Below are 23369 nucleotides of genomic sequence, written 5' to 3'. Positions count from 1 at the left end.
CCAAGCAACGCCCGCCGCCGACCCGCCGCCGCCAGCGCCCGCTGCACCGGCCTCGCGCTCGATCATGGCGCGCATGAACGAGCACCTGCTCAACCAGGTAAGCACGCCGTCGCCCGATAGCACGGCGGCGCTCAATAGCCAGATCGTGCAGGCGGTGCAGTTCACCAACGCGCAGAACTTTGCCTATGCCCCGGCGCAGATCGCGGTGCCGGCCGACATGATGATCAGCCAGGCGGCCGGGCTGGTGGCGCAGGCGGCGGCGGGGTACTTCGACGGGGTCAGCAAGATCGCGTTGGCGGCCCAGGCCGTGCTGCTCCAGCAAATGACCGAGAACATCGTCAACGACAACCTGCCAGGCGCTGCCGAAGACGCCTTGGGCGCCTTGGCCACCGACCTGCTTGTGGGCGCCGCTGCCGCCGTGGCCGCCGCCGCCGGAGCCATGGAAGCCGAAGCCGCCAGCGTGGCCATCGACAAGATCGACCAGAGCATCGCCAAGTACGCGAGCACCCTGGCCAACCGGGCCGCGCCAGCGGCCTGAACCCAGCACAGCGCTCCAGCGTTCGGCTGGAGCGGTGCAACAGCAACTTGAAAGCAACTTTTCTTGAGTGAGGAGCGACATCATGCAGCCTGGAGATATTATTTTTTCTGTCAAACAAGATGACGACAGCGCTACGCGGGCGTTTATCAAAGCCGGTCAACTGGTCAAGGCCAAGGTGTTCTCGCAGGACACGACCTACCTGAATGTGGTGCATCCGGCGATTGCGGTAAGCGACACGATGGTGATCGAAAGTGTCGGCAGTGGCCTGGCCCTGACCGACCTGAGCCTGGAAAAACCGCCGCGCTCGGCGATGGTGTTTTCCTGCGTGGATACCGAACTGGGCGAGGCGGCGACGGTAGCTGCCAAGCAGTTCTATTTCGACAAGATCGGCGGTGATATCCGGGGCCGCTATAGCGTGTGGAACGCGATGATCTCAGCCTTTCGGCGCTGGACTTCCGATACCAGCCTGGTGACGCGGATCAACGAGTCCATCGACATCGGCAGCGGGTCCTTTTGTTCGCAGTTTGCGGCCAACTGTTATGAAGTCGGCAACCTCTACAACGAGGCCAATCTGCTGCCGCCTCCGCCTGCCATTTTCCCCAACCAGCCTAGCGCCATAACGCCTGCGGAGTTGGCGACCTTCTGTGATTCCTCGCCGCACTTTTACTTTGCAGGCTTCTGGCAGGACAACGTTGAGGTGCGGCTTTAGCGGCGCTGTTGCCGTCCAGCCAGTTCCGCAGGAGGTTCACATGCAGCCACCGGTTCTATCCAGCGCTGATCGCCAGCGGCTTGAGGCGATGCTGCGCAGCCCGCAAATGTTCGAGGGTGCGCCGCGAGCCATCGTTGACGAGAGCCTCAAACGCGCGGTGCAGGTGCTTGAACAATCGAAGACCAACGAGCAGGCCATTCGCCAGGCCGCCCAGCAGAGCGAGGCGGCGGTACGCCAAGCGCTGAATGGCGCGCCCGATCAAAGCGTCGAGCAGTTGGATCTCAAGCGTGAAGTGAACAAGGAGATCCAGCAGTTGATCGCACGGATCGAGGCCGCCCGGGCCGGACCTGCGAAATCCTGAAGCCACAGGTTTCACAGCCCTTGTTTGGCAACGTTCATTGATGAACACGGAATGCACCGTGTACTAAATAAGGAAATTGATCATGGCATTTGTTAACGAGCAAATTACCGACGCGGTCACCCAGACCAACGTCAAAGTGGTGGCCGAATCGCCAGCGATGGCGATGAGCACCATCTATCAATCCATGGCGCAGGCCACGGCGATTCTGTTCCAGAACGCCGTGTCGGCCCAACAGCAGCAAAACACCCTGGCTCAGGCGGCCACCAACCAGGGCGTGATGCAGATCTACAGCGTCGATACCACCGCAGGTGCGGCGGCCACCGAGAAAGTCGCCCAGGGCGGCGTGTCGGATAACCTCACCAGCCTGTTGACCGTGCTCAAGTCTTTCCAGCCTTAAGCACTGAGCGATAACGGATGTTGTTCTTTCTCAACCCAGGAGTTTCAACCATGAGTACAGTCAGCCCGCAAATCACCGATGCCGTCACCCAGACCAACGTCAAGGTGGTTGCCGAATCACCCGCGATGGCCATGAGCACCATCTACCAATCCATGGGCCAGGCCACGGCGATCCTGTTCCAGAACTCGGTCTCGGCCCAACAGCAACAAAACACCCTGGCCCAGGCGGCCACCAACCAGGGCGTGATGCAGATCTACAGTGTCGACACCACCGCTGGCGCCGCGGCCACCGAAAAAGTCGCCCAGGGCGGCGTGGCCGACAACTTGACCAGCCTGCTGGCCGTGCTCAAGTCGTTCCAACCTTAAGCTGCGAGGTCCCCAACGGCCCCGGCGCCCACAAGGCTCCGGGGCTGTTGTCGTGTGTGCGCTTGATCTGAAAGATGAGCCGGATGCGCCATATTCGTTCTTTTTTTCGAACATCCTATTGCCCTGTACCCCCATTGATCCTAGGATTCGTTTGAGATTTCAAACGCTCTGTCTCCCGTGCGCACTTTTATTTCTTCTGCGTGCTGGGGCTGATTTCCCTGACGGCAGCCCACAAGGCGCCTTTCAACAACTCTAATTCGCTCCGCGTGCGCGCGGTGCTGTTAAGGAAAGCCGACATGCAGCTCAAAGATACCCAATTGTTCCGCCAGCAAGCCTTTATCGATGGCGCTTGGGTCGATGCGGACAACGGTCAGACCATCAAGGTCAACAACCCGGCCACGGGCGAGATTCTCGGCACCGTGCCGAAGATGGGCGCCGCGGAAACCCGCCGTGCCATCGAAGCCGCCGACAAGGCGCTGCCGGCCTGGCGTGCACTCACCGCCAAGGAGCGCGCCAACAAGCTGCGCCGCTGGTTTGAACTGTTGATCGAAAACCAGGACGACCTCGGCCGCCTGATGACCCTCGAACAAGGCAAGCCACTGGCCGAAGCCAAGGGCGAAATCGTCTACGCCGCCTCCTTTATCGAATGGTTCGCCGAAGAAGCCAAGCGCATCTACGGTGACGTGATCCCCGGCCACCAGCCCGACAAGCGCCTGATCGTGATCAAGCAGCCTATCGGCGTGACCGCAGCCATCACCCCGTGGAACTTCCCTGCAGCGATGATCACCCGCAAAGCCGGCCCGGCCCTGGCCGCCGGTTGCACCATGGTGATCAAGCCGGCCTCGCAAACCCCCTTCTCGGCCCTGGCCCTGGTTGAGCTGGCGCACCGCGCCGGTATCCCCAAAGGCGTGCTCAGCGTGGTCACCGGCAGCGCCGGCGACATCGGCGGCGAACTGACCAGCAACCCGATCGTGCGTAAATTGTCCTTCACCGGCTCGACCGAAATCGGTCGCCAGCTGATGGCCGAATGCGCCAAGGACATCAAGAAAGTCTCCCTGGAGCTGGGCGGTAACGCGCCGTTCATCGTGTTCGACGACGCCGACCTGGATAAGGCCGTCGAAGGCGCGATCATCTCCAAGTACCGCAACAACGGCCAGACCTGCGTGTGCGCCAACCGCCTGTACATTCAGGATTCGGTGTACGACGCCTTCGCTGAAAAGCTCAAGGTGGCGGTGACCAAATTGAAGATCGGTAACGGTCTGGAAGAAGGCACCACCACGGGCCCGCTGATCGACGAAAAAGCCGTGGCCAAGGTTCAGGAACATATCGCTGATGCCCTGAGCAAAGGCGCCACGCTGCTGGCCGGTGGCAAGGCGATGGAAGGCAACTTCTTTGAGCCGACCATCCTCACCAACGTCTCCAAAGACGCCGCCGTGGCCAAGGAAGAAACCTTCGGCCCGCTGGCGCCGCTGTTCCGCTTCAAAGATGAAGCCGACGTTATCGCGATGGCCAACGACACCGAGTTCGGCCTGGCCTCTTACTTCTACGCCCGTGACCTGGGCCGTGTGTTCCGTGTGGCCGAGGCCCTGGAGTACGGTATGGTCGGCGTCAACACCGGGTTGATCTCCAACGAAGTGGCGCCGTTCGGCGGCATCAAGGCCTCGGGCCTGGGCCGTGAAGGCTCCAAGTACGGGATCGAGGATTACCTGGAAATCAAATACCTCTGCCTGGGTATCTAAGGCGCGGGATTGCAGTAAACGCAGAGGGCACGAGAGCGCTGTCCCTTTGCGTGTTTCACATCGTTATTCGTAGTGGCCGGGAAAGCTGGGGCAGTCGATCATCGAATGCTGCCGTAGTTGCCTCCCCGCCACGTATGCCTTGGACCACGCCACCCGATGAGTGGCGAATGAGGACTTTATGAGCAAGACCAACGCTTCCCTGATGAAACGCCGCGAAGCCGCTGTACCGCGCGGTGTTGGCCAGATTCACCCGATCTTCGCCGACTCGGCGAAGAACGCCACCGTGACCGACGTTGAAGGTCGCGAGTTCATCGACTTCGCCGGCGGTATCGCCGTGCTGAACACCGGCCACGTGCACCCGAAAATCATCGCGGCCGTGACCGAGCAGTTGAACAAGCTGACCCACACCTGCTTCCAGGTATTGGCCTACGAGCCCTACGTCGAAGTGTGCGAAAAAGTCGCCGCCAAGGTGCCGGGTAATTTCGCCAAGAAAACCCTGCTGGTCACCACCGGTTCCGAAGCGGTGGAAAACGCGGTGAAGATCGCCCGCGCTGCCACGGGCCGTGCTGGTGTGATCGCTTTCACGGGCGCTTACCACGGCCGCACCATGATGACCCTCGGCCTGACCGGCAAGGTCGTGCCTTACTCGGCCGGCATGGGCCTGATGCCAGGTGGCGTGTTCCGTGCGCTGTATCCGAACGAACTGCACGGTGTGAGCGTCGATGACTCGATCGCCAGCATCGAACGCATCTTCAAGAACGATGCCGAGCCACGTGATATCGCCGCCATCATCATCGAACCGGTACAGGGCGAAGGCGGTTTCTACGTCGCGCCGAAAGCCTTCATGCAGCGCCTGCGCGAACTGTGCGACAAGCACGGCATCCTGCTGATCGCCGACGAAGTGCAAACCGGTGCCGGCCGTACCGGTACCTTCTTCGCCATGGAACAGATGGGCGTTGCCGCCGACCTGACCACCTTCGCCAAATCCATCGCTGGCGGCTTCCCGCTGGCCGGTGTGTGCGGCAAGGCCGAATACATGGACGCCATCGCCCCAGGCGGCCTGGGCGGTACCTATGCCGGTAGCCCGATCGCCTGTGCGGCAGCCCTTGCGGTGATGGAAGTGTTCGAAGAAGAGCACCTGCTGGACCGCTGCAAGGCTGTCGGCGAGCGCCTGGTGACCGGCCTCAAGGCCATCCAGGCCAAGTACCCGGTGATCGGCGAAGTGCGTGCCCTGGGCGCGATGATCGCGGTCGAGCTGTTCGAAGACGGCGACACCCACAAGCCAAACGCTGCCGCCGTTGCCTCCGTGGTGGCCAAGGCGCGTGACAAGGGCTTGATCCTGCTGTCCTGTGGTACTTACGGCAACGTGTTGCGCGTACTGGTGCCGCTGACCTCGCCGGACGAGCAGTTGGACAAGGGTCTGGCGATTATCGAAGAGTGTTTCTCCGAACTCTGACACGCCCCGCTCCTACGAAAAGCAAAAAAACCGCTTCGGCGGTTTTTTTGTGCCTGCTTCATTGTACGCACGCGGCGGCATTGTCTAAGGTGCAAGCATTGCCGATGGAGCGTGCTGGATGACTGCTGTTGATTTACCTGCTGTACCCCGAGTGTTGATTGCCGAGGCGGACCCCTGGTCGCGGGACCTGCTCAAGCAAGTGTTGTTGAATGTGCGTTGTGACGCGCGGCTGGATGTGTGCGCAGATGGTGACCACGCTGCTGCGCTGTTGCGTGAGAAAAGCTATGACCTGATCCTGGCGGATTGGGAGCTTGCAGGCGTCGATGGTCTGAGCCTGCTGCGCAGTGTGCGCCAGCAGCGCCGCTCCCCCGCATTGCCATTTATTCTGCTGAGCAGTCGCAACGACAGCGCCAGCGTACGCGAAGCCTTGCCCCTGGCGCCCACGGCCTACCTGACCCGCCCGCTGAACATGGAGAGCCTGACCCAGCGCCTGCAAGACCTGCTGCTTAACGAAGGCGAAAGCGTGTATTGCGAGATCCCGGCGCTGGCACCGGGAATGACCTTGCCAGCATTCCTGGAGCAGCGCCGAGAGGTCTGCGATGGCGCACCGTTGCGTGTGGACGTGAAAGCGGCGGTGCATCGCAGCCTGGGCCCCGAGGGCGTGGACCTGCAGCAGCTTGAAGATCAGGTGCGCATGGACCCGCAAATCACCGCTGTGCTGATCGCTGCCGCCAACAGTGCCGGGTATCACGGCACGCCGGTGCAGACTCTGCACGCGGCCCTGAACAAGCTGGTCCCTGGGCAAAGCATGAACCTCATCCTGGGCCTTGCGCTCAAGCACAACGTGGTGCTGGGTGACTCTGGGCTGGTGGCCTACGCCGAGCGGCACTGGCAGTTGTCCGAGGACAGCGCCGAGTACGCCCGGCGCCTGGCACGCATGTTGGAACTGGATCACCAGCGCTGCTACAGCGCCTGCATCCTGCATCGGTTGGGCGACCTGGCCTTGTTGCGCTGCCTGGAAGACTGGCGTCAGGGCGGCGGCGCCCTGGATGACGAAGCGATCGGCGAATCCCTCGACAACTTCGGCGCCGCCTACGGTTCGGCGTTGCGCACTCGCTGGCGCTTGCCGTTGGAATTGCGCCAATTGATCGCGGCCACCTATTCACTGGAAGGCGGTGTGTATTCACGCGAAGCCTTGGTGGTGAACCTGGCGACGCAGATGGCGCGGTTGACCGAGCACGAAGGGCTGCAAGAGCTGGCCGGCAGCAAGACCGCACGGCTGCTAAAGGTGGGCTTGTCCGAACTGACGCGAGTACGCAAAACCTGAAACACACACCGATCAACTGTGGGAGCTGGCTTGCCTGCGATAGCGGTGGGTCAGCCAAGACGCCATCGCAGGCAAGCCAGCTCCCACAGTTGATCGGTATCAACCGGCTATAACGCGGTTCTTGCCTTGGCGTTTTGCCTCATACATCGCTGCATCCGCCCGGGCGAACAGGCTGTCGAGGGTGGAGTCATCTTCACGCAAGCTGGCCAGGCCCTGGCTGACGGTCACGCTGAACTCGCGCCCTTCATAACTGAACAACAAGGCCTGGATCTCCTTGCCCAGCCGTTCGGCTACTTGCAGGGCCATTTCTGGCGCGCAACCGGGCAGCACAGCGGCGAATTCTTCGCCGCCAATGCGCCCGAACAGGTCGCCACGGCGCAATACCCCCCGACCACTCTCAGCGATGCGCCGCAGCACCTGATCGCCCTCCAGGTGGCCGTAGGTGTCGTTGACGTCCTTGAAGTCATCGATGTCCAGCAACAGGAACGCCAGCGGTGTGCCCTGAACGCAGGCGTTGTCGAACGCCTGGTTGGCGCATTCGAAAAAATACCGGCGGTTGCTGCTTTGGGTCAGCACGTCGGTGGTGGCCAGACGTTGCAGTTCCAGCTCCAGCAGCTTCTTTTCGGTGATGTCTTCGGCCATGCCAACCACAATCAGCGGTTCACCGGGCACCACCTGCTGGTTGATGTAGCACTTGTCACTCAGCCAGCGGATTTGCCCGTCGGCGGTGATGATGCGGTACTCGCGGTCTTCCACGGCGCCTTGTTCCAGCACGCGGGCCAGGCTGTGTTCGGCGTAATCGAGGTCTTCGGGGTGAACACTGTTGCGCCATTCGCGGTGGTCGGCCAACAGCAAACCGGCCGAACGACCGAATATGCGCTCGTAGGCTGGGCTCACATACAGCACGCGACGGGTTGCCCAATCGATGGCCCAGAGCACAGCGTTCACGCTGACCAACAGCGAACTGAGCAACTGCTCGCGCTCACTCAGCCGCTCCACTTCGCCCTGGGCATGCATCAGCGCCAACAGGGTCGCCGCCGCAGCTGGACGCGGCGGCTCGGCAGTGGGCACATCGGGCAGGCAGGGCTTTTCGTGAACCATCGGTACAACTCTCTCTGGGCGCGCCGCAGGATGGAGCAGCGGTCACTACAAGGGGTCACCATGATGGCGAAGTGTTCTTTGAGAGAGGGGATTTGCAGTGAAGTTCCGTGATCGGCATGGATTGACGGTGCCCGGAAAATGGCGCCAAAAAGCCAGTGTGTGGGAGGGCAAGCCCTCCCAAAGTACCGTCAGACCGCCGCAGGGCGCAGCGAGTAGGTCTTCAACTGGTGGGCAAAGTCGCGCAGGGATTGAATGCCGCTGGCCTCGGCTTCGTGCACCCATTCCTTGATCGCGGCCAGCATATCGTGGCCATTGGTGCTGGTCTTGAGCCAGATCTGCTGGAGCGCCAGACGCTTTTCATAGATCACGGTCAGCGCATGGCTGTGCTCCAACATGCTTTGGATGCGCAAGTGGTGACGGTCATCCAGCAAGCTGGTTTCCCGTGACAACAGGCGCTTGGCACGGTGGAACTGGTGACGTACCGAGTGATCGACCTTCTCCAACTCCTGCTTGACCAGCGGGCCGATCACCAACTTGCGGTATTGGGCCATGATCTGGAAGCGGTTGTTGAGGATCGCCATGGCGGTGTCCATATCCAGGCTGCCCTTGCCTTCGACACGGTGGGCGATGGGGGCAACACGCTGCACCTTGGCCAGGCGCAGGAAGCTGAACACCTTGATCCAGGCCCAGCCCAGGTCGAACTCCCACTTCTTCACCGACAGCTTGGCCGAGTTGGGGTAGGTGTGGTGGTTGTTATGCAGCTCTTCGCCGCCGACGATGATGCCCCACGGCACCAGGTTGGTGGCGGCGTCACGGCATTCGAAGTTGCGATAGCCCACGGCGTGGCCCAGGCCGTTGATGACGCCGGCGGCCCAGAACGGAATCCACATCATCTGGATCGCCCAGATGGTGATACCGATGGTGCCGAACAGCAGCAGGTCGATCACGCCCATGAGCGCCACGCCCAACAGCGGGTAGCGCGTGTAGAGCTTGCGTTCGATCCAGTCGTCCGGGCAGTTCTTGCCGTAGATGCGCAGGGTCTCGGGGTTTTCCGCCTCGGCACGGTACAGCTCGGCGCCCTTGCGCAGCACCGTGGACAGGCCCTTGATCACCGGGCTGTGCGGGTCATCGACGGTTTCGCATTTGGCGTGGTGCTTGCGGTGGATGGCGGTCCACTCGCGGGTGTTCTGCGCCGTGGTCAGCCACAGCCAGAAGCGGAAGAAGTGTTTCAGGCCGGCATTGAGCTCAAGCGAGCGATGGGCCGAATAACGGTGCAGATAGACAGTGACCCCAATAATGGTCACGTGGGTCATCAACAGCGTGACTGCCACCAGTTGCCAGGCTGACAGGTCAAGAAAACCGTTGTACCACATAGGCTGTATGGCCCTCAGATAAAGAAAAGAACAGCTCACGCATTATCACTAAGCCTACAGAGAAAACCAGCCGCTCTTTCAGATAGGAGTGACTGGATGTTTCTTATTCTATAATCCCCAGCCTTCGTAGGGCGATTCTGTTTTTTTTGGTAAGGATTACTGACCATATGCTGTTTTCATACCGAGGAGCCCTACGTGCGGGGCTGGTATACCTGCTGATTTCCGTCGTATGGCTCAGACTCAGCCACCAATTATTGATCAACTTTATCGATGAACCGGGGGCGCTGGCGCATTGGCTGCAACTTCGCGGCTACGTCTGGGTAGCCCTGAGTGCGCTGGCTATATACCTGATGGGCGTATGTTTCGCCCGCGCCCACCAACTACAGCTGCCCCTGCAAGAAAACCGCGTACGCCTGCAACAGGCGGCCGCCGTGTTTGATTGCACCCGCGAAGGTGTATTGGTCACCGATGCACAGGGCCTGATCGTGCACGTCAATCGCGCATTCATGGAGATTACCGGCTACCGCCGCGAAGACGTCATGGGCCAGCCGCCCAGCCTGTTCAAGTCCGGGCGCCATTCGTCGGCTTTCTATCAACAGATGTTTCAGACCCTGGAACGTGAAGGTGAATGGAGCGGCGAAATCTGGAACCGCCGCAAAAGCGGCGAGGTGTATCCACAGTGGCAAACCATCCGTGTGATTCGCGATGAGCGGGGCCATATCAGCCATTACGTCGCGGTGTTCTCGGACATCAGCGCCATCAAGGACTCCGAACACGAACTGGCGCACCTGGCCCATCACGACCCGCTCACCGACCTGCCCAACCGCCTTTTATTCACCGATCGTACCGAGCAGGCCCTGGCCTCGGCGCAAGTGCACAAGCGTGGCTGTGCCCTGCTGTTAATGGACCTGGACCACTTCAAGATCATCAATGACAGCCTTGGCCACAATGTTGGAGACCAGTTGCTCAAGCTGGTGGCTGACCGTCTCAAGGGCCTGTTCGGGCCTGGGGTCACACTCGCGCGGCTGGGCGGCGACGAGTTCGCGGTGCTGGCGGAAAGTTGTCCACAGGTGATCCAGGCCGCTGCCTTGGCGCAGCGCATGCTCAATGCCATGAAAGACCCGTTTGTTTTTGACGGTAATCAATTGTTTATCAGCGCCAGTATTGGCATCAGCCTGTTCCCCAGCGATGCCTTGAGCGCCGAGCAATTACTGCGCAATGCCGACTCCGCGTTGTTCAAGGCCAAAAGCGCCGGCCGCGAGGGCTATGCCCTGTACACCGAAGAGCTGACCGCTCACGCGCAAAATCGCGTGGAGATCGCCAGCGAACTGCGCCGTGCCCTCGACCAGCAGGAACTGCGCGTCTACTACCAGCCGGTGCATAACCTGCCCGACAGCCGTTTGGTGGGCGTTGAAGCGCTGGTGCGCTGGCAGCATCCGGAGCGCGGCCTGGTGCCCCCTGGCGAATTCATCCCCATCGCCGAACGCACCGGGTTGATTGCCGATATCGACGCGTGGGTGATGGACCAGGCGTGCCGGCAGATGTGCCAATGGCTGGCGGACGGCGCGCCGTTGGGCTTTATCGCCGTCAACGTCTCCAGCCGCCTGTTTGCCCGGCGTGAACTCTATGAACAAGTGGCTCAGGTGCTGCACGACACGGGCCTGGACCCGGCGTTTCTTGAGCTGGAAGTCACCGAAAGCGCAGTGATGGACGACCCCGAAGTGGCTCTGGAGCAACTGCACCGTCTGCGCGAACTGGGCTTGCGCCTGGCCATCGACGATTTCGGCACCGGCTACTCTTCGCTGTTGCGCCTCAAGCGCCTGCCGGTGCAGAAGCTGAAGATCGACCAAGGCTTCGTCGCCGGTCTGCCGTGGGACGAAGACGACGCCGCGATCGTACGTGTGGTCATCGCCCTGGCCAAAAGCATGGGGATGCAGGTACATGCCGAAGGAATCGAGCAGGTGGAACAGGCACGGTTCCTGTTGGGTCAGGAGTGCGATATGGGCCAGGGATACTGGTTTGGACGGCCGATGCCGGCCGACGCTATCGACTGGACCCGAGCACCCCAAATCCAGACTTGAAATGCGCTCAAAATGTGGGAGGGGGCTTGCTCCCACATTTGGATCACATCAGGCCTTAACTTCAGCATCTGAGCAGAAAATCCACACGCAACCCCGCGCCCTATCAGAAAATTCTTTCTGGTTATATAAACATTCTTAAATAGTATTTTTAAGAATATCCACGCTTATCTACTATCGCCCTCACGCCGCAAGCAGTGTCGTCACTGCCAGGCACTATTCATTTCAGGAGCGAGACCATGAGCGCATCTCTACGTAGCGTCGACGGCCAGGACGAAGCAGCCATTTTGCGTGAGATCCAGAGCGCCTTGCGTGATCTGCGCTTTGGCGCGGTGGAAATCACTGTGCACAACGCCCAAGTGGTACAGATCGAGCGCAAGGAAAAATTCCGCCTGCAGAACCCGGGTAACAAACCGAGCTGAGCAAGAACGGCGATAGACCCGCAACTAATAAGAAAAGCCAACACTCAATAATTTCAGGAGCTTCTATGTCGTCGATTCGCCGTTATGCCTTGGCCGCGCTGGCCAGTGCCGTGTTTGCCGGTTCCGCTGTTGCCAAGGACTACGAGTTGCTCAATGTCTCGTACGACCCGACCCGTGAGCTGTACCAGGACTACAACGCAGAGTTCACCAACTTCTGGAAGCAGTCTCACCCCGGCGACAACGTCAAGATCCAGCAGTCCCACGGCGGCTCGGGCAAGCAGGCACGAGCAGTGATCGACGGCCTGCGCGCCGACGTGGTGACCCTGGCCCTGGCCGGTGACATCGATGAAGTCGCCAAGCTGGGCAAGACCCTGCCGGAAAACTGGCAGACGCGTCTGCCGGACGCCAGCACCCCGTACACCTCGACCATCGTGTTCCTGGTGCGCAAGGGCAACCCTAAAGGCATCAAGGATTGGGGCGACCTGATCAAGAAAGACGTGTCGGTGATCACGCCCAACCCGAAAACCTCCGGCGGGGCGCGCTGGAACTTCCTTGCTGCCTGGGCCTATGGCCTCAAGGCCGGAGGCAGCGAAGCCAAGGCTCAGGAGTACGTGAAAGAGCTGTTCAAGCACGTCCCGGTGCTGGACACCGGCGCCCGCGGTTCTACCATTACCTTCGTCAACAACGGTCAGGGTGACGTATTGCTGGCCTGGGAAAACGAGGCGTTCCTGGCCTTGAAAGAAGACGGCGGCGCCGACAAGTTCGACATTGTCGTGCCGTCCCTGTCGATCCTGGCGGAGCCGCCGGTGGCTGTGGTCGACAAGAACGCCGAGAAAAAAGGCAATACCGAGATCGCCACCGAATACCTCAAACACCTGTACAGCCCGGCCGGCCAGGAGATTGCGGCGAAAAACTTCTACCGCCCACGCGATGCAAAAGTAGCCGCCAAATACGCCCAGCAGTTCCCGAAACTGGACCTGGTGACTATCGACAAAGATTTCGGCGGCTGGAAAACTGCCCAACCGAAATTCTTTAACGACGGTGGCGTGTTCGACCAGATCTACACGGCGCAGTAAGCCAAAGTAACTGTAGGGGCCTGACTTTCTGTAGGAACTGGGCTTGTGTGGGAGCTGGCTTGCCTGCGATAGCATCACCGTGGTGTGGCTGATACACCGAGGTGCCTGCATCGCGGGCAAGCCCGGCTCCCACAGAAAAGCCAGCTGCCACAAAAAGCGCGCTCCTACAGTGGTTTCTACCCTTTAACCAAGGACTCTTATGTCGCGTCGTATTTCCCCCGTCATACCCGGCTTCGGGCTGACGCTGGGCTACACCGTCGTGTACCTCAGCCTGATCGTGCTCATCCCGCTGGCGGCGATGTTTGTACACGCCGCCCAACTCACCTGGGATCAGTTCTGGAACATCATCTCCGCACCTCGCGTGCTGGCGGCGTTAAAGCTGAGCTTCAGCACCGCGCTGTACGCCGCGCTGATCAATGGCGTGATCGGCACGCTGCTGGCCTGGGTGTTGGTGCGTTACACCTTCCCCGGCCGCAAGATCATCGATGCGATGATCGACCTGCCGTTCGCCTTGCCCACCGCCGTCGCCGGTATTGCCTTGACCGCGCTGTATGCGCCTAACGGCCTGGTCGGCCAGTTCGCAACCGACCTGGGCTTCAAGATCGCCTATACCCCCTTGGGCATCACCCTGGCGCTGACCTTCGTGACCTTGCCCTTCGTGGTGCGCACGGTGCAGCCGGTACTGGCCGATATCCCCCGGGAAGTCGAAGAAGCCGCCGCTTGCCTGGGTGCCAAGCCACTGCAGGTGTTCCGCCATATCCTCGTGCCGGCATTGTTGCCTGCCTGGCTGACCGGGTTCGCGTTGGCCTTCGCCCGTGGCGTGGGTGAGTACGGTTCGGTGATCTTCATCGCCGGCAACATGCCGATGAAAACCGAAATCCTGCCGTTGCTGATCATGGTCAAGCTGGACCAATACGACTACCGCGGCGCCACCTCCATTGGTGTGCTGATGCTGGTGGTTTCCTTTGTTTTGCTGCTGCTGATCAACTTGTTGCAGCGGCGCATCGAACGTCCATAAGGAGGCGCGGAACATGTCCCAATCGTCTATTTCCGCCGCGTCCTCGGCCAACGCTGCCCGCCGTGGCAGCGCGACGTCGCGACGTATCCTGATCGGCCTTGGCTGGCTGGTGTTCGCCCTGTTCCTGCTGTTGCCGCTGGTGATCGTGGTGTCCCAGGGCCTGAAGAATGGCCTGGGTTCGTTCTTCACCGCGATCCTTGAGCCGGACGCGCTGTCGGCGCTGAAACTCACGGTGATCGCCGTGTTGATTTCGGTGCCGCTCAACCTGGTGTTCGGGGTCAGCGCGGCCTGGTGCGTAAGCAAGTATTCGTTCCGTGGCAAAAGCATCCTGGTCACGTTGATCGACCTGCCGTTCTCGGTTTCACCGGTGATTGCGGGCCTGGTCTACGTGCTGATGTTCGGCGCCCAGGGCTTCTTCGGCCCATGGTTGCAGGACCATGACATCCAGATCGTGTTCGCCTTGCCCGGCATCGTGCTGGCGACCATCTTCGTTACTGTGCCGTTCGTGGCCCGTGAGCTGATCCCGCTGATGCAGGAGCAAGGCACTCAGGAAGAAGAGGCCGCGCGCCTGCTGGGCGCCAATGGCTGGCAGATGTTCTGGCATGTCACCGTGCCGAACATCAAATGGGGCCTGATCTACGGCGTGGTGCTGTGCACGGCGCGGGCCATGGGCGAGTTCGGCGCGGTGTCGGTGGTGTCCGGGCACATTCGCGGCGTCACCAACACCCTGCCGCTGCACGTCGAGATCCTCTACAACGAATACAACCATGTTGCCGCGTTTGCGGTGGCCAGCCTGTTGCTGATCCTGGCGCTCTTCATCCTGCTGCTCAAGCAGTGGAGCGAGAACCGAATCAACCGCCTGCGCAACAGCGCCGGTGAGGAATAAGTCATGTCGATCGAAGTCCGTAATGTCAGCAAGAACTTCAACGCCTTCAAGGCCCTGGACAGCATCAACCTGGATATCCAGAGTGGCGAGCTGGTGGCGTTGCTGGGCCCGTCCGGCTGCGGCAAGACCACCTTGCTGCGCATCATCGCCGGCCTGGAAACCCCGGATGCCGGCAGCATCGTGTTCCACGGCGAAGACGTGTCCGGCCACGATGTGCGGGATCGCAATGTTGGCTTCGTGTTCCAGCACTATGCCTTGTTCCGCCATATGACCGTGTTCGACAACGTCGCCTTCGGCCTGCGCATGAAGCCGAAAAACCAGCGCCCGAATGAAAGCCAGATCGCGGCCAAGGTCCATGAGCTGCTCAACATGGTGCAACTCGATTGGTTGTCCGACCGCTACCCGGAACAACTCTCCGGTGGCCAGCGCCAGCGTATCGCCCTGGCCCGCGCGCTGGCGGTGGAGCCTAAAGTGCTGCTGCTGGACGAGCCCTTCGGCGCCCTTGATGCCAAGGTGCGTAAAGAGCTGCGCCGCTGGCTGGCGCGCCTGCACGAAGACATCAACCTGACCTCAGTGTTTGTGACCCACGACCAGGAAGAGGCCATGGAAGTCGCCGACCGCATCGTGGTGATGAACAAGGGCGTGATCGAGCAGATCGGCTCACCGGGGGATGTCTACGAAAACCCGGCAAGCGATTTTGTTTATCACTTCCTGGGTGATTCGAACCGCCTGCATTTGGGCGAAGACAAGCACCTGCTGTTCCGCCCCCACGAAGTGTCGTTGTCGCGGCATGAACTGGAAGATCACCATGCGGCCGAGGTACGCGATATTCGTCCGCTGGGCGCAACGACTCGCGTGACCTTGAAGGTGGAAGGGCAAAGCGAGCTGATCGAGGCCGAGGTGGTGAAAGACCACGACAGCCTCACCGGGCTGGCCCGTGGCGAGACCCTGTTCTTCAAACCCAAGGTCTGGCAAAAAGCCTAAACTCAATACAGAACCCAATGTGGGAGGGAGCAAGCCCCCTCCCACATTTAGACTTCACTTGGCTTGAGATCGCGGCGTCCCACCGGGCCTGAACGTTGTTCAATCTGCTTTTGCAGGTCCTGCCGCAACCCCAGCAAAAACGCTAACTCCGCCACCACAAACAACGGCCCCACGATCAGCCCCGACACATCGTCCACAAACGCGGGTTTCTTGCCTTCGTAGTAGTGCCCGACAAACTGAATCACCCAGCCCACCACAAACATACCCACGCCACTGCTCAGCCATACCATCGTGCTCTGTGCCGCCAATACATGCCCAGCCCATACCGACAGACCCATCAACACCGTCATCAGCGCGCCCAGGGCCAGTTCCAGGCGCAGGTAGAACCACGCCGAGAACAAAGCCAGGAGCACCGCTGGCGAGACCCAAAGGCCACCCACCGTCCACTCGGGGCGTGACAGCAGCACGGCCACGGCAACCACTATCAATGGGATACCGATAAAGTGACTGACAATATTGCGCGGGTCGCGGTGGTAGGCGGCGTATTGACTGAGGTGGTCGACGAGGCTTTTCATTGTTGTTCCTCCTGTAGGATGTTTGATCATGCCCTGTCAGTCGGTGCCTAACTGTCAATTGGGCGACAATCTTCGGAGTTCCCATGGACACAGGCAAATGGCACGCGCAATTGGTTCGCGGTCAGTGGTTCAGCCACTTGCCGCCAGACTTTCAGCGTAGCCTGCTGGGGGCGGCGCGGTTGCGCGTACTTGCAACGGGGCAGTTCCTGTTCAAACGCGGCGACCCGCCGTGTGGCCTGTATGCGGTGCTGGAAGGGGCGGTGCGCATCAGTGCCGTCAGCGCCCAAGGCAAGGAAGCGGTATTGAGCCTGGTGGAAACCCCTCACTGGTTCGGCGAGATCTGCCTGTTCGACAACCTGCCACGCACCCACGATGCCCTCGCCACGGGAGCCTGCACGCTGTTGCAGGTACCGCAGGCGGCGATACTCAAGATTCTTGAACAACAACCGGTGTTCTGGCGCGATATGGCGCTGTTGATGAGCCATAAACTGCGCCTGTCTTTGATCAACATTGAGCAGATAAGCCTGATGCCCGCCTCAAAGCGTCTGGCCCATCGGTTGCTGATGATCGCCCAGGGTTACGGCGAAATAGAGCAGGCGCGCCGCGTGCTGCAACTGCCTCAGGAGGATCTGGCGGCGATGCTGGGCCTGTCGCGCCAGACCATCAACAGTCTGCTCAAGGCGCTGGAGCAACAGGGCATCATTGGTTTGAGCTACGGCGCCATCGAGATACTGGACCTCGCCGGGCTGCGCCTGGCCGCGGGCCTATGAACCGCGATAGGTGGAGAAGCCGTAAGGGCTGAGCAACAGCGGGATGTGGTAGTGCTGGTCGACCTGCTTGACCTGGAAAATCACCGGCACCTCGGGGAAGAACGTCTCGCGGTTGGCCTTCTTGTAGTAATCGCCGGTCTTGAACACCACACGGTACTCGCCCGGCTTCATGCTCTGGTCGGCGGGGAACAGTTCGGCGATGCGTCCCTGTTGATTGGTCACGCCCTGGGACAGTGATTGCCACTGATCGCCCACATGCTGTTCCAGGGTGACGCTGACACCGGCCGATGGCAGGCCGTTTTCCAGGTTGAGCACGTGTACGCTCAGCGGGTTGCCGGCGGCCAGGGCCAGGTTGCACAGGCCGCTCAGGCTGAGGGCGGCAAGGGTCATGCTAAGGTTTTTCATCGAGAAATCCTTGTGACAGTGGGTGGAATCAAGGGGTGGTTTTCAAGCCCAGTTGCTCGGCAGCCTGTACGGCGCAGGCTTCGTCCTGCGCAGCGCCGCCGGCACCGGCGATGCCCAGCGCGCCGACCAGTTCAGCATCAGCGAACAGCGGCACGCCGCCGCCGAGCAACAGCAACTCGGGCAAGCTGTTAAGGTTGGCGGCTTCAGGGTTGTTACGCGCACGCTCGGCAAACAGCCGGGTTGGGGTTTTGGTCGACAGCGCCGTGTATGCCTTGCGTTGGCTGGCGAGGCTGTTGTGCGGGCCGACACCGTCAGCCCGCAGGCCCAGCAGCAGGTTGCCGCCGCGATCAAGTACCGTCAGTGCAGCCGTGCAATGGGCCAGGCTGGCGTCGGCCAGTTGGCGTGCGGTGCGCAGATCCAGCTCGGCGTGGCGCGGCAGTTGTGGCGTGGCCTGTGCAGCGGTGGTCACAGCGAGGCTCAAGAACAAAGCGGTGCGATACATGTTTGTGGCTCCAGGAGGCAGGTGCTCACGGTAGCCAGTGGACGCGGACAAAAGTCGCACAATTGGATGACAGGTTTGTAATCAAACCCAGAGGTAAGACATGCAGGTGTTGTTAGTGGAAGACCAGCCGCAACTGGCGCAGCTTATGGCCCAGGGTCTGAGCGAGGCCGGCTTCTCCGTGGAAGTTGCGGCCAACGGCATGGCGGCGCAGCGGTTTGTGGAAAGCTCTGTGTACGAGCTGGTGATTCTGGATGTGATGCTGCCGGGCTTGAACGCCTGGAAATTGCAGCAGGCGATTCGCCAACGCGGCAAAACGCCGATTTTGTTTTTGACCACGCCGGGCGGCATTGAGGACCGATTGCGGGGGTTGGAGCTGCACGAGGATGATTACCTGCTCAAGCCGTTTGACGCCAAGGTGTTGGTGGCGCGCGTGAGGAAAGTATTGCGCCGGGATCGTGGGCGTTGATTGCCTGGGCGACCGCTATCGGGAGCAAGCCCCCTCCCACACTTTGAACGTGTTCACAAATCAGAATGTGGGAGGGGGCTTGCCCCCGATGAGGCCATCACAGCCACTGAAAATCCTCCTACCGCAATCCCTCCCGAAATTGCCCGGGCGTCATCCCCGTCCAGCGCTTGAACGCCCGGTTGAAACTGCTGGTATCGGCAAACCCCAGCAAATGGCTGATCTCGGCCAACGAACACTGCGGATCCCTGAGGTGCAGCAACGCCAGGTTCTGCCTGCACTCATTGAGTAGCGCATCAAACCGACAGCCTTCATCCGCCAAGTGGCGCTGCAAGCTGCGCAAGCTCAGGTGCAAGGCCTGGGCAACGCGTTCGGCACTCGGCTCGCCATCGGGCAATTGCGCCTCGATCACGGCGCGCACCTTGCGCTCCCAGGTCAGCGGTTGCAGGTGGGCGAGGGTGCGCTTGAGCACGGTTTCATTGTGTTCGGCCAATTCCGGGTTGGCGTCGTCAAGATGGCTGTCGAAGTCGTGGGCAGCGAACTCCAGGCGGTCTTCGCTGGCGGCAAAAAACACCGGCGAGCGCAATACGGTATGCCACGGCGTGGGGTCGGCGGGTTCCGGGCGCATTAGATAAACGGCCAACGGCGCGTAGTCACGCCCCAGGCGGTTGCGGCAAGTGCGCACATAGATCGCCACGAAGGCGTCGATGGCCTCCGGCGCCGGCGCGGGGCTGCCTTGGGGTTGGAGCAGGCGAAAGTGGTACGCGTCGCCATGGCGGGTCAACTCCAGGCTCAGGGCGTCACTGACCACCTGGTGATAGCGCACGATGCGCTCGAACACCTCGCGCAAGCTGCCGCTGGCCACCAGGGCATAACCGAGGGCGTGAAAGGTGGTGGGGCTGACGAACCGCGACACCCGCAAGCCAATCGCCGGATCACCGCTGGCCTGCACCGCCAGTTGCCAGAGGCGCGTGGTGGCCGACAACGGATAGCGTGCGTTGGGGTCGTCCATCTGCTGCGGGTCGAGTCCGGCCTCGGCGCAGAGCGTGGCGCTGTTCAGGCCCAGGGCGTCGAGCTGCTTGCGCAGGGCGCGGGTCCAACTGGCGAGGGAAGTGGGTTCGGTCATGGCGATTGGCGCTTGCGGTCAACAGGTTGGCGTCCGAGGCTAGCATCCTGCCCGATCGCTTAGGGCAGGATGGACACATCAATGTACAAGAGGATGGAAGCATGGACGGTACTTCTGCAAGTCCCCAACAGATGAACGCACAACAACGTTCAGCGCATATCCGTGAGGTGGTGCTGGCCGAGGGCGCCCGATTGCGCCAGCGCCATCCCTGGCTGCTGCATCAGGACGCCCTGGGCGTGGGCATCCTGGCGTTTGCCTTGTTGGGCATGCTCGGCTCGGCGGCGCTCTATATCAGCGGTCACCTGGCCTGGTGGGCGTGCCTGCTGCTCAATGCGTTCTTTGCTTCACTGACCCACGAGTTGGAGCACGACCTGATCCACAGCATGTACTTTCGCAAGCAGCGCCTGCCCCACAACCTGATGATGGGCCTGGTATGGCTGGCACGGCCAAGCACGATCAACCCGTGGATACGCCGGCATTTGCACCTCAACCATCACAAGGTCTCCGGCACGGAGACCGATATGGAAGAGCGCGCCATTACCAACGGCGAGCCCTGGGGGCTTGCGCGCTTGCTGATGGTGGGCGACAACATGATGTCGGCCTTGATCCGAATGCTGCGGGCCAAGACCTGGGCACACAAGCTCAGCATCCTCAAGCGCGTGGTGCTGGTGTATGCCCCGCTGGCACTGCTGCATTGGGGCGCTTGGTACGTCTTCCTGGGCTTTCATGCCGCCAACGGCATTGCCAGCCTGTTGGGCGCGCCGATCATGTGGTCGGCCGGCACCTTGCAGATGATGCAGGTGATCGACATCGCTGCAGTGGTGATCATCGGCCCCAACGTATTGCGCACGTTCTGCCTGCACTTTGTCAGCTCCAACATGCACTACTACGGCGATGTGGAACTGGGCAACGTGATCCAGCAGACCCAGGTATTGAACCCCTGGTGGCTGTGGCCGTTGCAGGCGTTCTGCTTCAACTTCGGCAGCACCCATGGCATCCATCACTTTGTGGTGAAGGAGCCGTTCTACATTCGCCAGATGACCGTCAAGGTGGCGCATAAGGTCATGGCCGAGATGGGTGTGCGCTTCAATGATTTCGGCACCTTCGCCCGGGCCAATCGGTTTGAGCGCCAGGAGCAGCCGGGCGTCAAACTCGCTTTCAGCAAGCAATGAACGCCAGGGGCAAATCGCGGATCTGTTCGCGCACCGGCGGCTGGTAGTGGTCGTCACTGATCAGTTCATGCAGCAATTGTTCGCGCAGTTGGTGGAATTCAAAGCTGCTGCGCTGGCGCGGATGGGGCAGGGTGATGTCCACCACCTGCTTGATGCGCCCCGGCCGGGGCTCCATCACCACCACGCGGTCGGCGAGGAAAATCGCCTCTTCCACATCATGGGTGACCAGTACCGTGGTGATCCTGGCGCGGGCGCGAATTGCCAGGAGTTCGTCCTGCATCTGCTGGCGAGTCAGTGCATCCAGGGCGCCGAACGGTTCGTCCAGCAACAGGATGCGCGGGCTGGCCACCAGGCCACGAGCGATCGCCACCCGTTGCGCCATGCCGCCGGAAAGTTGATGCGGGTAGGCGCGAGTGAAGTCGGTGAGGCCCACCAGCTCGATAAAGTCACGGATGCGCCGGTTGCGCTCGGCCTCGTTCAGCGGCTCGTTGACCAGGCCCAGGCCGATGTTCTGCGCCACGGTCAGCCAGGGAAACAGGCGGTGCTCCTGGAACACGATGCCGCGCTCGCCACCGATACCGCTGACGGCCTTGCCATCAACCTGGATCTCGCCGCGATATTGCGTGTCGAGCCCCACCAGCAGACGCAGCAGGGTGGACTTGCCGCAACCGCTGGCGCCGACAATCGCGACAAATTCCCCTTCGGCAATCTGCAGGTTGAATTCGCGGATGGCTTCCAGTTCGAAGCCGTCGACGTCGAAGCTTTTGCCCACATGGTTGAAGCTGACAATCGGTGCGTTCATGCGTGTCTCCAGCGGGTGGCACGGGTTTCGATGCGTTGGCCGATCAGGTTGAGGGCGGCGCCGGTGAGGCCGACCAGGAGCATGCCGCTCATGATCAGGTCCATGCGCAGCAACTGTTGGGCGCCGATCATCAGGCTGCCGATGCCGCCGTCCGAGGGCATGAAATATTCCGCGCCGATGGTGCCCATCCAGGCGTAGATCAGGCTCAGGCGCAGGCCGGCGAAAATCCCCGCCGCGGCCCCCGGCAGTACCAGACGACGCAGGCGCTGCCACAGGCTCAGGCGCAGCACCTGCGCCGCCTCGCGCAGTTGCGGCGACAGGTTGAGCACGCTGCGCTGGGTAGCGATAAATAACGGCCAGAACGCGGCGAGGGCGATAAACACCCACTTGGCCAGCTCACCCAGGCCGAACCAGGCGGTGAGCAGCGGCACCCAGGCGAAAATCGCGATCTGGCGCAGCGCGGCCAGGGTCGGGCCAAGTACCCGTTCACTGCGCCGCGACAGCCCCAGCCACAAGCCCATGGCAAAGCCCAGGCTGCCGCCGAGCAGCAAGCCGCCCACGGCCCGGCCGAGGCTTTTGCCCAGCGCCGTGGTCAGGCTGCCATCCAGCACACCCGCCACGGTGGTTTGCAGCACCGCTTGGGGGCTGACCAGAATGTTCGGGTCGACCCAACCCTGTTGCGTTGCCACTTGCCACAACGCCAGCAATAGCAGCGGCAACAGCCACGGTTGCAAGCGTTGCCAGCCTTCATAGCGTGGCCCGCGGCGGATCTGCGCTGTAGCCGGATGGGGCCAGTGCACCCACTTGCGATCCAGCCAACCGATGCCGCGGTCCATCACCACACCCAGCACACCGATGACCACGATGCACACAAAGACAATATCGAGCATGAACAACTGGCGCGCCCACACCATCAGGTAGCCGATACCTTCGCTGGAGGCCAGCAACTCCACGGCCAGCAACGACGTCCAGCCCGCCGCCAGGGCCAGGCGTACCCCGGCCATGAACGCCGGTAGCGCAGCGGGCAGGATCAGGCGGCGGATCAGCAAGTGGGTGGGCAGGCGCAACACGCGGGCGGCTTCGCGCAGGTTGGGTTGGGCGTCGCGCACGCCCACCAGGGTGTGCAGAGTTACGGGCACCACAATGGCCTTGACCAGCACCACCAGTTTCAAGGTTTCGCCAATGCCGAAAAACACCATGAACAGCGGAATCCACGCCAAGGTCGGTACCTGCGACAGCGCGCTGAACGTGGGGAATACCAAACGCTCGGCGCGGGCGCTGAAACCCAGGACTGCGCCGAGTATCGCGCCCACGCCGATACCGGCCAGCAGGCCCCAGAACAGGCGCTGCAAGCTGATCGCAAGATGGCTCCATAACTCGCCACCGGCCAACTCCACTGCGCTGCTCCACACCAGGGTGGGGGCGGGTAGAATCTGTTCGCTCATCCAGTGATTGCGACTGGCCAACCACCATAGGGCAAACAACGTGAACGGCAGCAGCCACGCCAACAGGCGCTGACACAGCTGCGGCCAACGCGGCACTCTGCCGTTGGACGGGGCCGCCAGAGGTAGGCTCAAAAGTGAAATCCGGGCCATGGAAGACCTCCGTGTCGCCAAATGCATTATGTGATTTCGATCTTATAAAAACGTAATCAAGATGATTGCGAGATAAGAGAAATCATTTAAAGCCTCAGCTCTCCACGCATCCAATGCATTCGAAGAATA

Annotated in this window: 25 protein-coding genes; 17 read left to right on the top strand and 8 right to left on the bottom strand. The window is 61.3% G+C overall.

Annotated features, from left to right (window positions below; translation table 11 throughout):
- The 8 genes from E3O56_RS15780 to E3O56_RS15745 all read left to right on the top strand — a co-directional run.
- Positions 1-538: hypothetical protein (locus tag E3O56_RS15780; protein WP_248128522.1), on the top strand; the 538-nt coding region annotated here is incomplete at its 5' end.
- A gap of 82 nt (positions 539-620) precedes the next feature.
- On the top strand, positions 621-1247 hold the full coding sequence (locus E3O56_RS15775) for a hypothetical protein (RefSeq protein ID WP_003187547.1): 627 nt from the start codon (positions 621-623) through the stop codon (positions 1245-1247).
- Between the two features lie 40 nt (positions 1248-1287).
- Positions 1288-1608: a hypothetical protein gene (locus E3O56_RS15770; protein WP_248128521.1), complete on the top strand. Its 321-nt coding sequence runs from the start codon at positions 1288-1290 to the stop codon at positions 1606-1608.
- An 82-nt stretch (positions 1609-1690) separates the two neighbouring features.
- The gene (locus E3O56_RS15765; RefSeq protein ID WP_005783676.1) at positions 1691-2005 is read left to right on the top strand and encodes a RebB family R body protein; all 315 of its coding nucleotides are present in this window, start codon (positions 1691-1693) and stop codon (positions 2003-2005) included.
- 50 nt (positions 2006-2055) lie between these two features.
- Positions 2056-2370, top strand: a complete 315-nt coding sequence (locus E3O56_RS15760; protein WP_003187551.1) for a RebB family R body protein — start codon at positions 2056-2058, stop codon at positions 2368-2370.
- A gap of 296 nt (positions 2371-2666) precedes the next feature.
- Entirely contained in the window at positions 2667-4109 is a 1443-nt protein-coding gene (gene gabD, locus E3O56_RS15755; RefSeq protein WP_032878469.1) for an NADP-dependent succinate-semialdehyde dehydrogenase, read from the top strand.
- A 178-nt stretch (positions 4110-4287) separates the two neighbouring features.
- Entirely contained in the window at positions 4288-5565 is a 1278-nt protein-coding gene (gene gabT / locus E3O56_RS15750; protein WP_078819994.1) for a 4-aminobutyrate--2-oxoglutarate transaminase, read from the top strand.
- Between the two features lie 118 nt (positions 5566-5683).
- Positions 5684-6892, top strand: a complete 1209-nt coding sequence (locus tag E3O56_RS15745) for an HDOD domain-containing protein (protein ID WP_248128520.1) — start codon at positions 5684-5686, stop codon at positions 6890-6892.
- A gap of 99 nt (positions 6893-6991) precedes the next feature.
- On the opposite strand, the gene E3O56_RS15740 is transcribed toward E3O56_RS15745, so the two are convergent.
- Both E3O56_RS15740 and desA read right to left on the bottom strand, forming a co-directional pair.
- Positions 6992-7993: a sensor domain-containing diguanylate cyclase gene (locus E3O56_RS15740; protein WP_032878465.1), complete on the bottom strand. Its 1002-nt coding sequence runs from the start codon at positions 7991-7993 to the stop codon at positions 6992-6994.
- Between the two features lie 188 nt (positions 7994-8181).
- On the bottom strand, positions 8182-9366 hold the full coding sequence (gene desA, locus E3O56_RS15735) for a delta-9 fatty acid desaturase DesA (RefSeq protein WP_005783697.1): 1185 nt from the start codon (positions 9364-9366) through the stop codon (positions 8182-8184).
- A 167-nt stretch (positions 9367-9533) separates the two neighbouring features.
- Between desA and dibA the strand changes: the two genes are divergently transcribed.
- From dibA to E3O56_RS15705, 6 genes are all read left to right on the top strand, one after another.
- Positions 9534-11447, top strand: coding sequence for a phosphodiesterase DibA (gene dibA, locus E3O56_RS15730; RefSeq protein ID WP_248128519.1), 1914 nt, complete (start codon positions 9534-9536; stop codon positions 11445-11447).
- A 236-nt stretch (positions 11448-11683) separates the two neighbouring features.
- Positions 11684-11866: a sulfur starvation response protein OscA gene (gene oscA, locus E3O56_RS15725; RefSeq protein ID WP_003170956.1), complete on the top strand. Its 183-nt coding sequence runs from the start codon at positions 11684-11686 to the stop codon at positions 11864-11866.
- A 65-nt stretch (positions 11867-11931) separates the two neighbouring features.
- Positions 11932-12942, top strand: coding sequence for a sulfate ABC transporter substrate-binding protein (locus tag E3O56_RS15720; protein WP_005783707.1), 1011 nt, complete (start codon positions 11932-11934; stop codon positions 12940-12942).
- Positions 12943-13141: 199 nt separating this feature from the next.
- Entirely contained in the window at positions 13142-13960 is an 819-nt protein-coding gene (gene cysT, locus E3O56_RS15715; protein WP_005783708.1) for a sulfate ABC transporter permease subunit CysT, read from the top strand.
- A 13-nt stretch (positions 13961-13973) separates the two neighbouring features.
- Positions 13974-14846 (top strand): sulfate ABC transporter permease subunit CysW, encoded by an 873-nt coding sequence (cysW, locus tag E3O56_RS15710; protein ID WP_032878463.1) that lies wholly within the window; start codon positions 13974-13976, stop codon positions 14844-14846.
- A gap of 3 nt (positions 14847-14849) precedes the next feature.
- Positions 14850-15830 (top strand): sulfate ABC transporter ATP-binding protein, encoded by a 981-nt coding sequence (locus E3O56_RS15705; RefSeq protein WP_005783710.1) that lies wholly within the window; start codon positions 14850-14852, stop codon positions 15828-15830.
- A 47-nt stretch (positions 15831-15877) separates the two neighbouring features.
- On the opposite strand, the gene E3O56_RS15700 is transcribed toward E3O56_RS15705, so the two are convergent.
- A complete protein-coding gene (locus E3O56_RS15700) occupies positions 15878-16405 on the bottom strand; it encodes an Mpo1-like protein (RefSeq protein ID WP_032878461.1) in 528 nt (175 codons plus the stop codon).
- Positions 16406-16488: 83 nt separating this feature from the next.
- Between E3O56_RS15700 and E3O56_RS15695 the strand changes: the two genes are divergently transcribed.
- Positions 16489-17175 (top strand): Crp/Fnr family transcriptional regulator, encoded by a 687-nt coding sequence (locus E3O56_RS15695; RefSeq protein WP_248128518.1) that lies wholly within the window; start codon positions 16489-16491, stop codon positions 17173-17175.
- Here E3O56_RS15695 and uraH read toward each other — a convergent pair.
- On the bottom strand, positions 17170-17580 hold the full coding sequence (gene uraH / locus E3O56_RS15690) for a hydroxyisourate hydrolase (RefSeq protein WP_078820001.1): 411 nt from the start codon (positions 17578-17580) through the stop codon (positions 17170-17172). The genes E3O56_RS15695 and uraH overlap by 6 nt on opposite strands.
- 28 nt (positions 17581-17608) lie before the next feature.
- On the bottom strand, positions 17609-18082 hold the full coding sequence (locus E3O56_RS15685; RefSeq protein ID WP_248128517.1) for a heme-binding protein: 474 nt from the start codon (positions 18080-18082) through the stop codon (positions 17609-17611).
- Between the two features lie 100 nt (positions 18083-18182).
- On the opposite strand from E3O56_RS15685, the gene E3O56_RS15680 reads away from it, so the two are divergent.
- On the top strand, positions 18183-18548 hold the full coding sequence (locus E3O56_RS15680) for a response regulator (protein ID WP_005783719.1): 366 nt from the start codon (positions 18183-18185) through the stop codon (positions 18546-18548).
- Positions 18549-18666: 118 nt separating this feature from the next.
- Here the strand turns inward: E3O56_RS15680 and E3O56_RS15675 are convergent, their stop codons facing one another.
- Positions 18667-19671: an AraC family transcriptional regulator gene (locus E3O56_RS15675; protein ID WP_078820003.1), complete on the bottom strand. Its 1005-nt coding sequence runs from the start codon at positions 19669-19671 to the stop codon at positions 18667-18669.
- A 101-nt stretch (positions 19672-19772) separates the two neighbouring features.
- Between E3O56_RS15675 and E3O56_RS15670 the strand changes: the two genes are divergently transcribed.
- The gene (locus tag E3O56_RS15670) at positions 19773-20843 is read left to right on the top strand and encodes a fatty acid desaturase (protein WP_248128516.1); all 1071 of its coding nucleotides are present in this window, start codon (positions 19773-19775) and stop codon (positions 20841-20843) included.
- Here E3O56_RS15670 and E3O56_RS15665 read toward each other — a convergent pair.
- Both E3O56_RS15665 and E3O56_RS15660 read right to left on the bottom strand, forming a co-directional pair.
- On the bottom strand, positions 20830-21645 hold the full coding sequence (locus E3O56_RS15665; RefSeq protein WP_103734017.1) for an ABC transporter ATP-binding protein: 816 nt from the start codon (positions 21643-21645) through the stop codon (positions 20830-20832). The genes E3O56_RS15670 and E3O56_RS15665 overlap by 14 nt on opposite strands.
- Positions 21642-23240 carry an ABC transporter permease gene (locus tag E3O56_RS15660; protein ID WP_248128515.1) on the bottom strand — a complete coding sequence of 533 codons (1599 nt, stop codon included), beginning with the start codon at positions 23238-23240 and terminating at the stop codon, positions 21642-21644. The genes E3O56_RS15665 and E3O56_RS15660 overlap by 4 nt, the downstream gene beginning before the upstream one ends.
- Between the last annotated feature and the right edge of the window lie 129 nt (positions 23241-23369).

It is taken from the genome of Pseudomonas sp. W2Aug9 (genome assembly GCF_023127755.1).
Classification (GTDB): domain Bacteria; phylum Pseudomonadota; class Gammaproteobacteria; order Pseudomonadales; family Pseudomonadaceae; genus Aquipseudomonas; species Aquipseudomonas synxantha_A.
The sequence above is the reverse complement of the archived record's forward strand: the minus strand, read 5'-3'. Positions and strand labels throughout refer to the sequence as shown.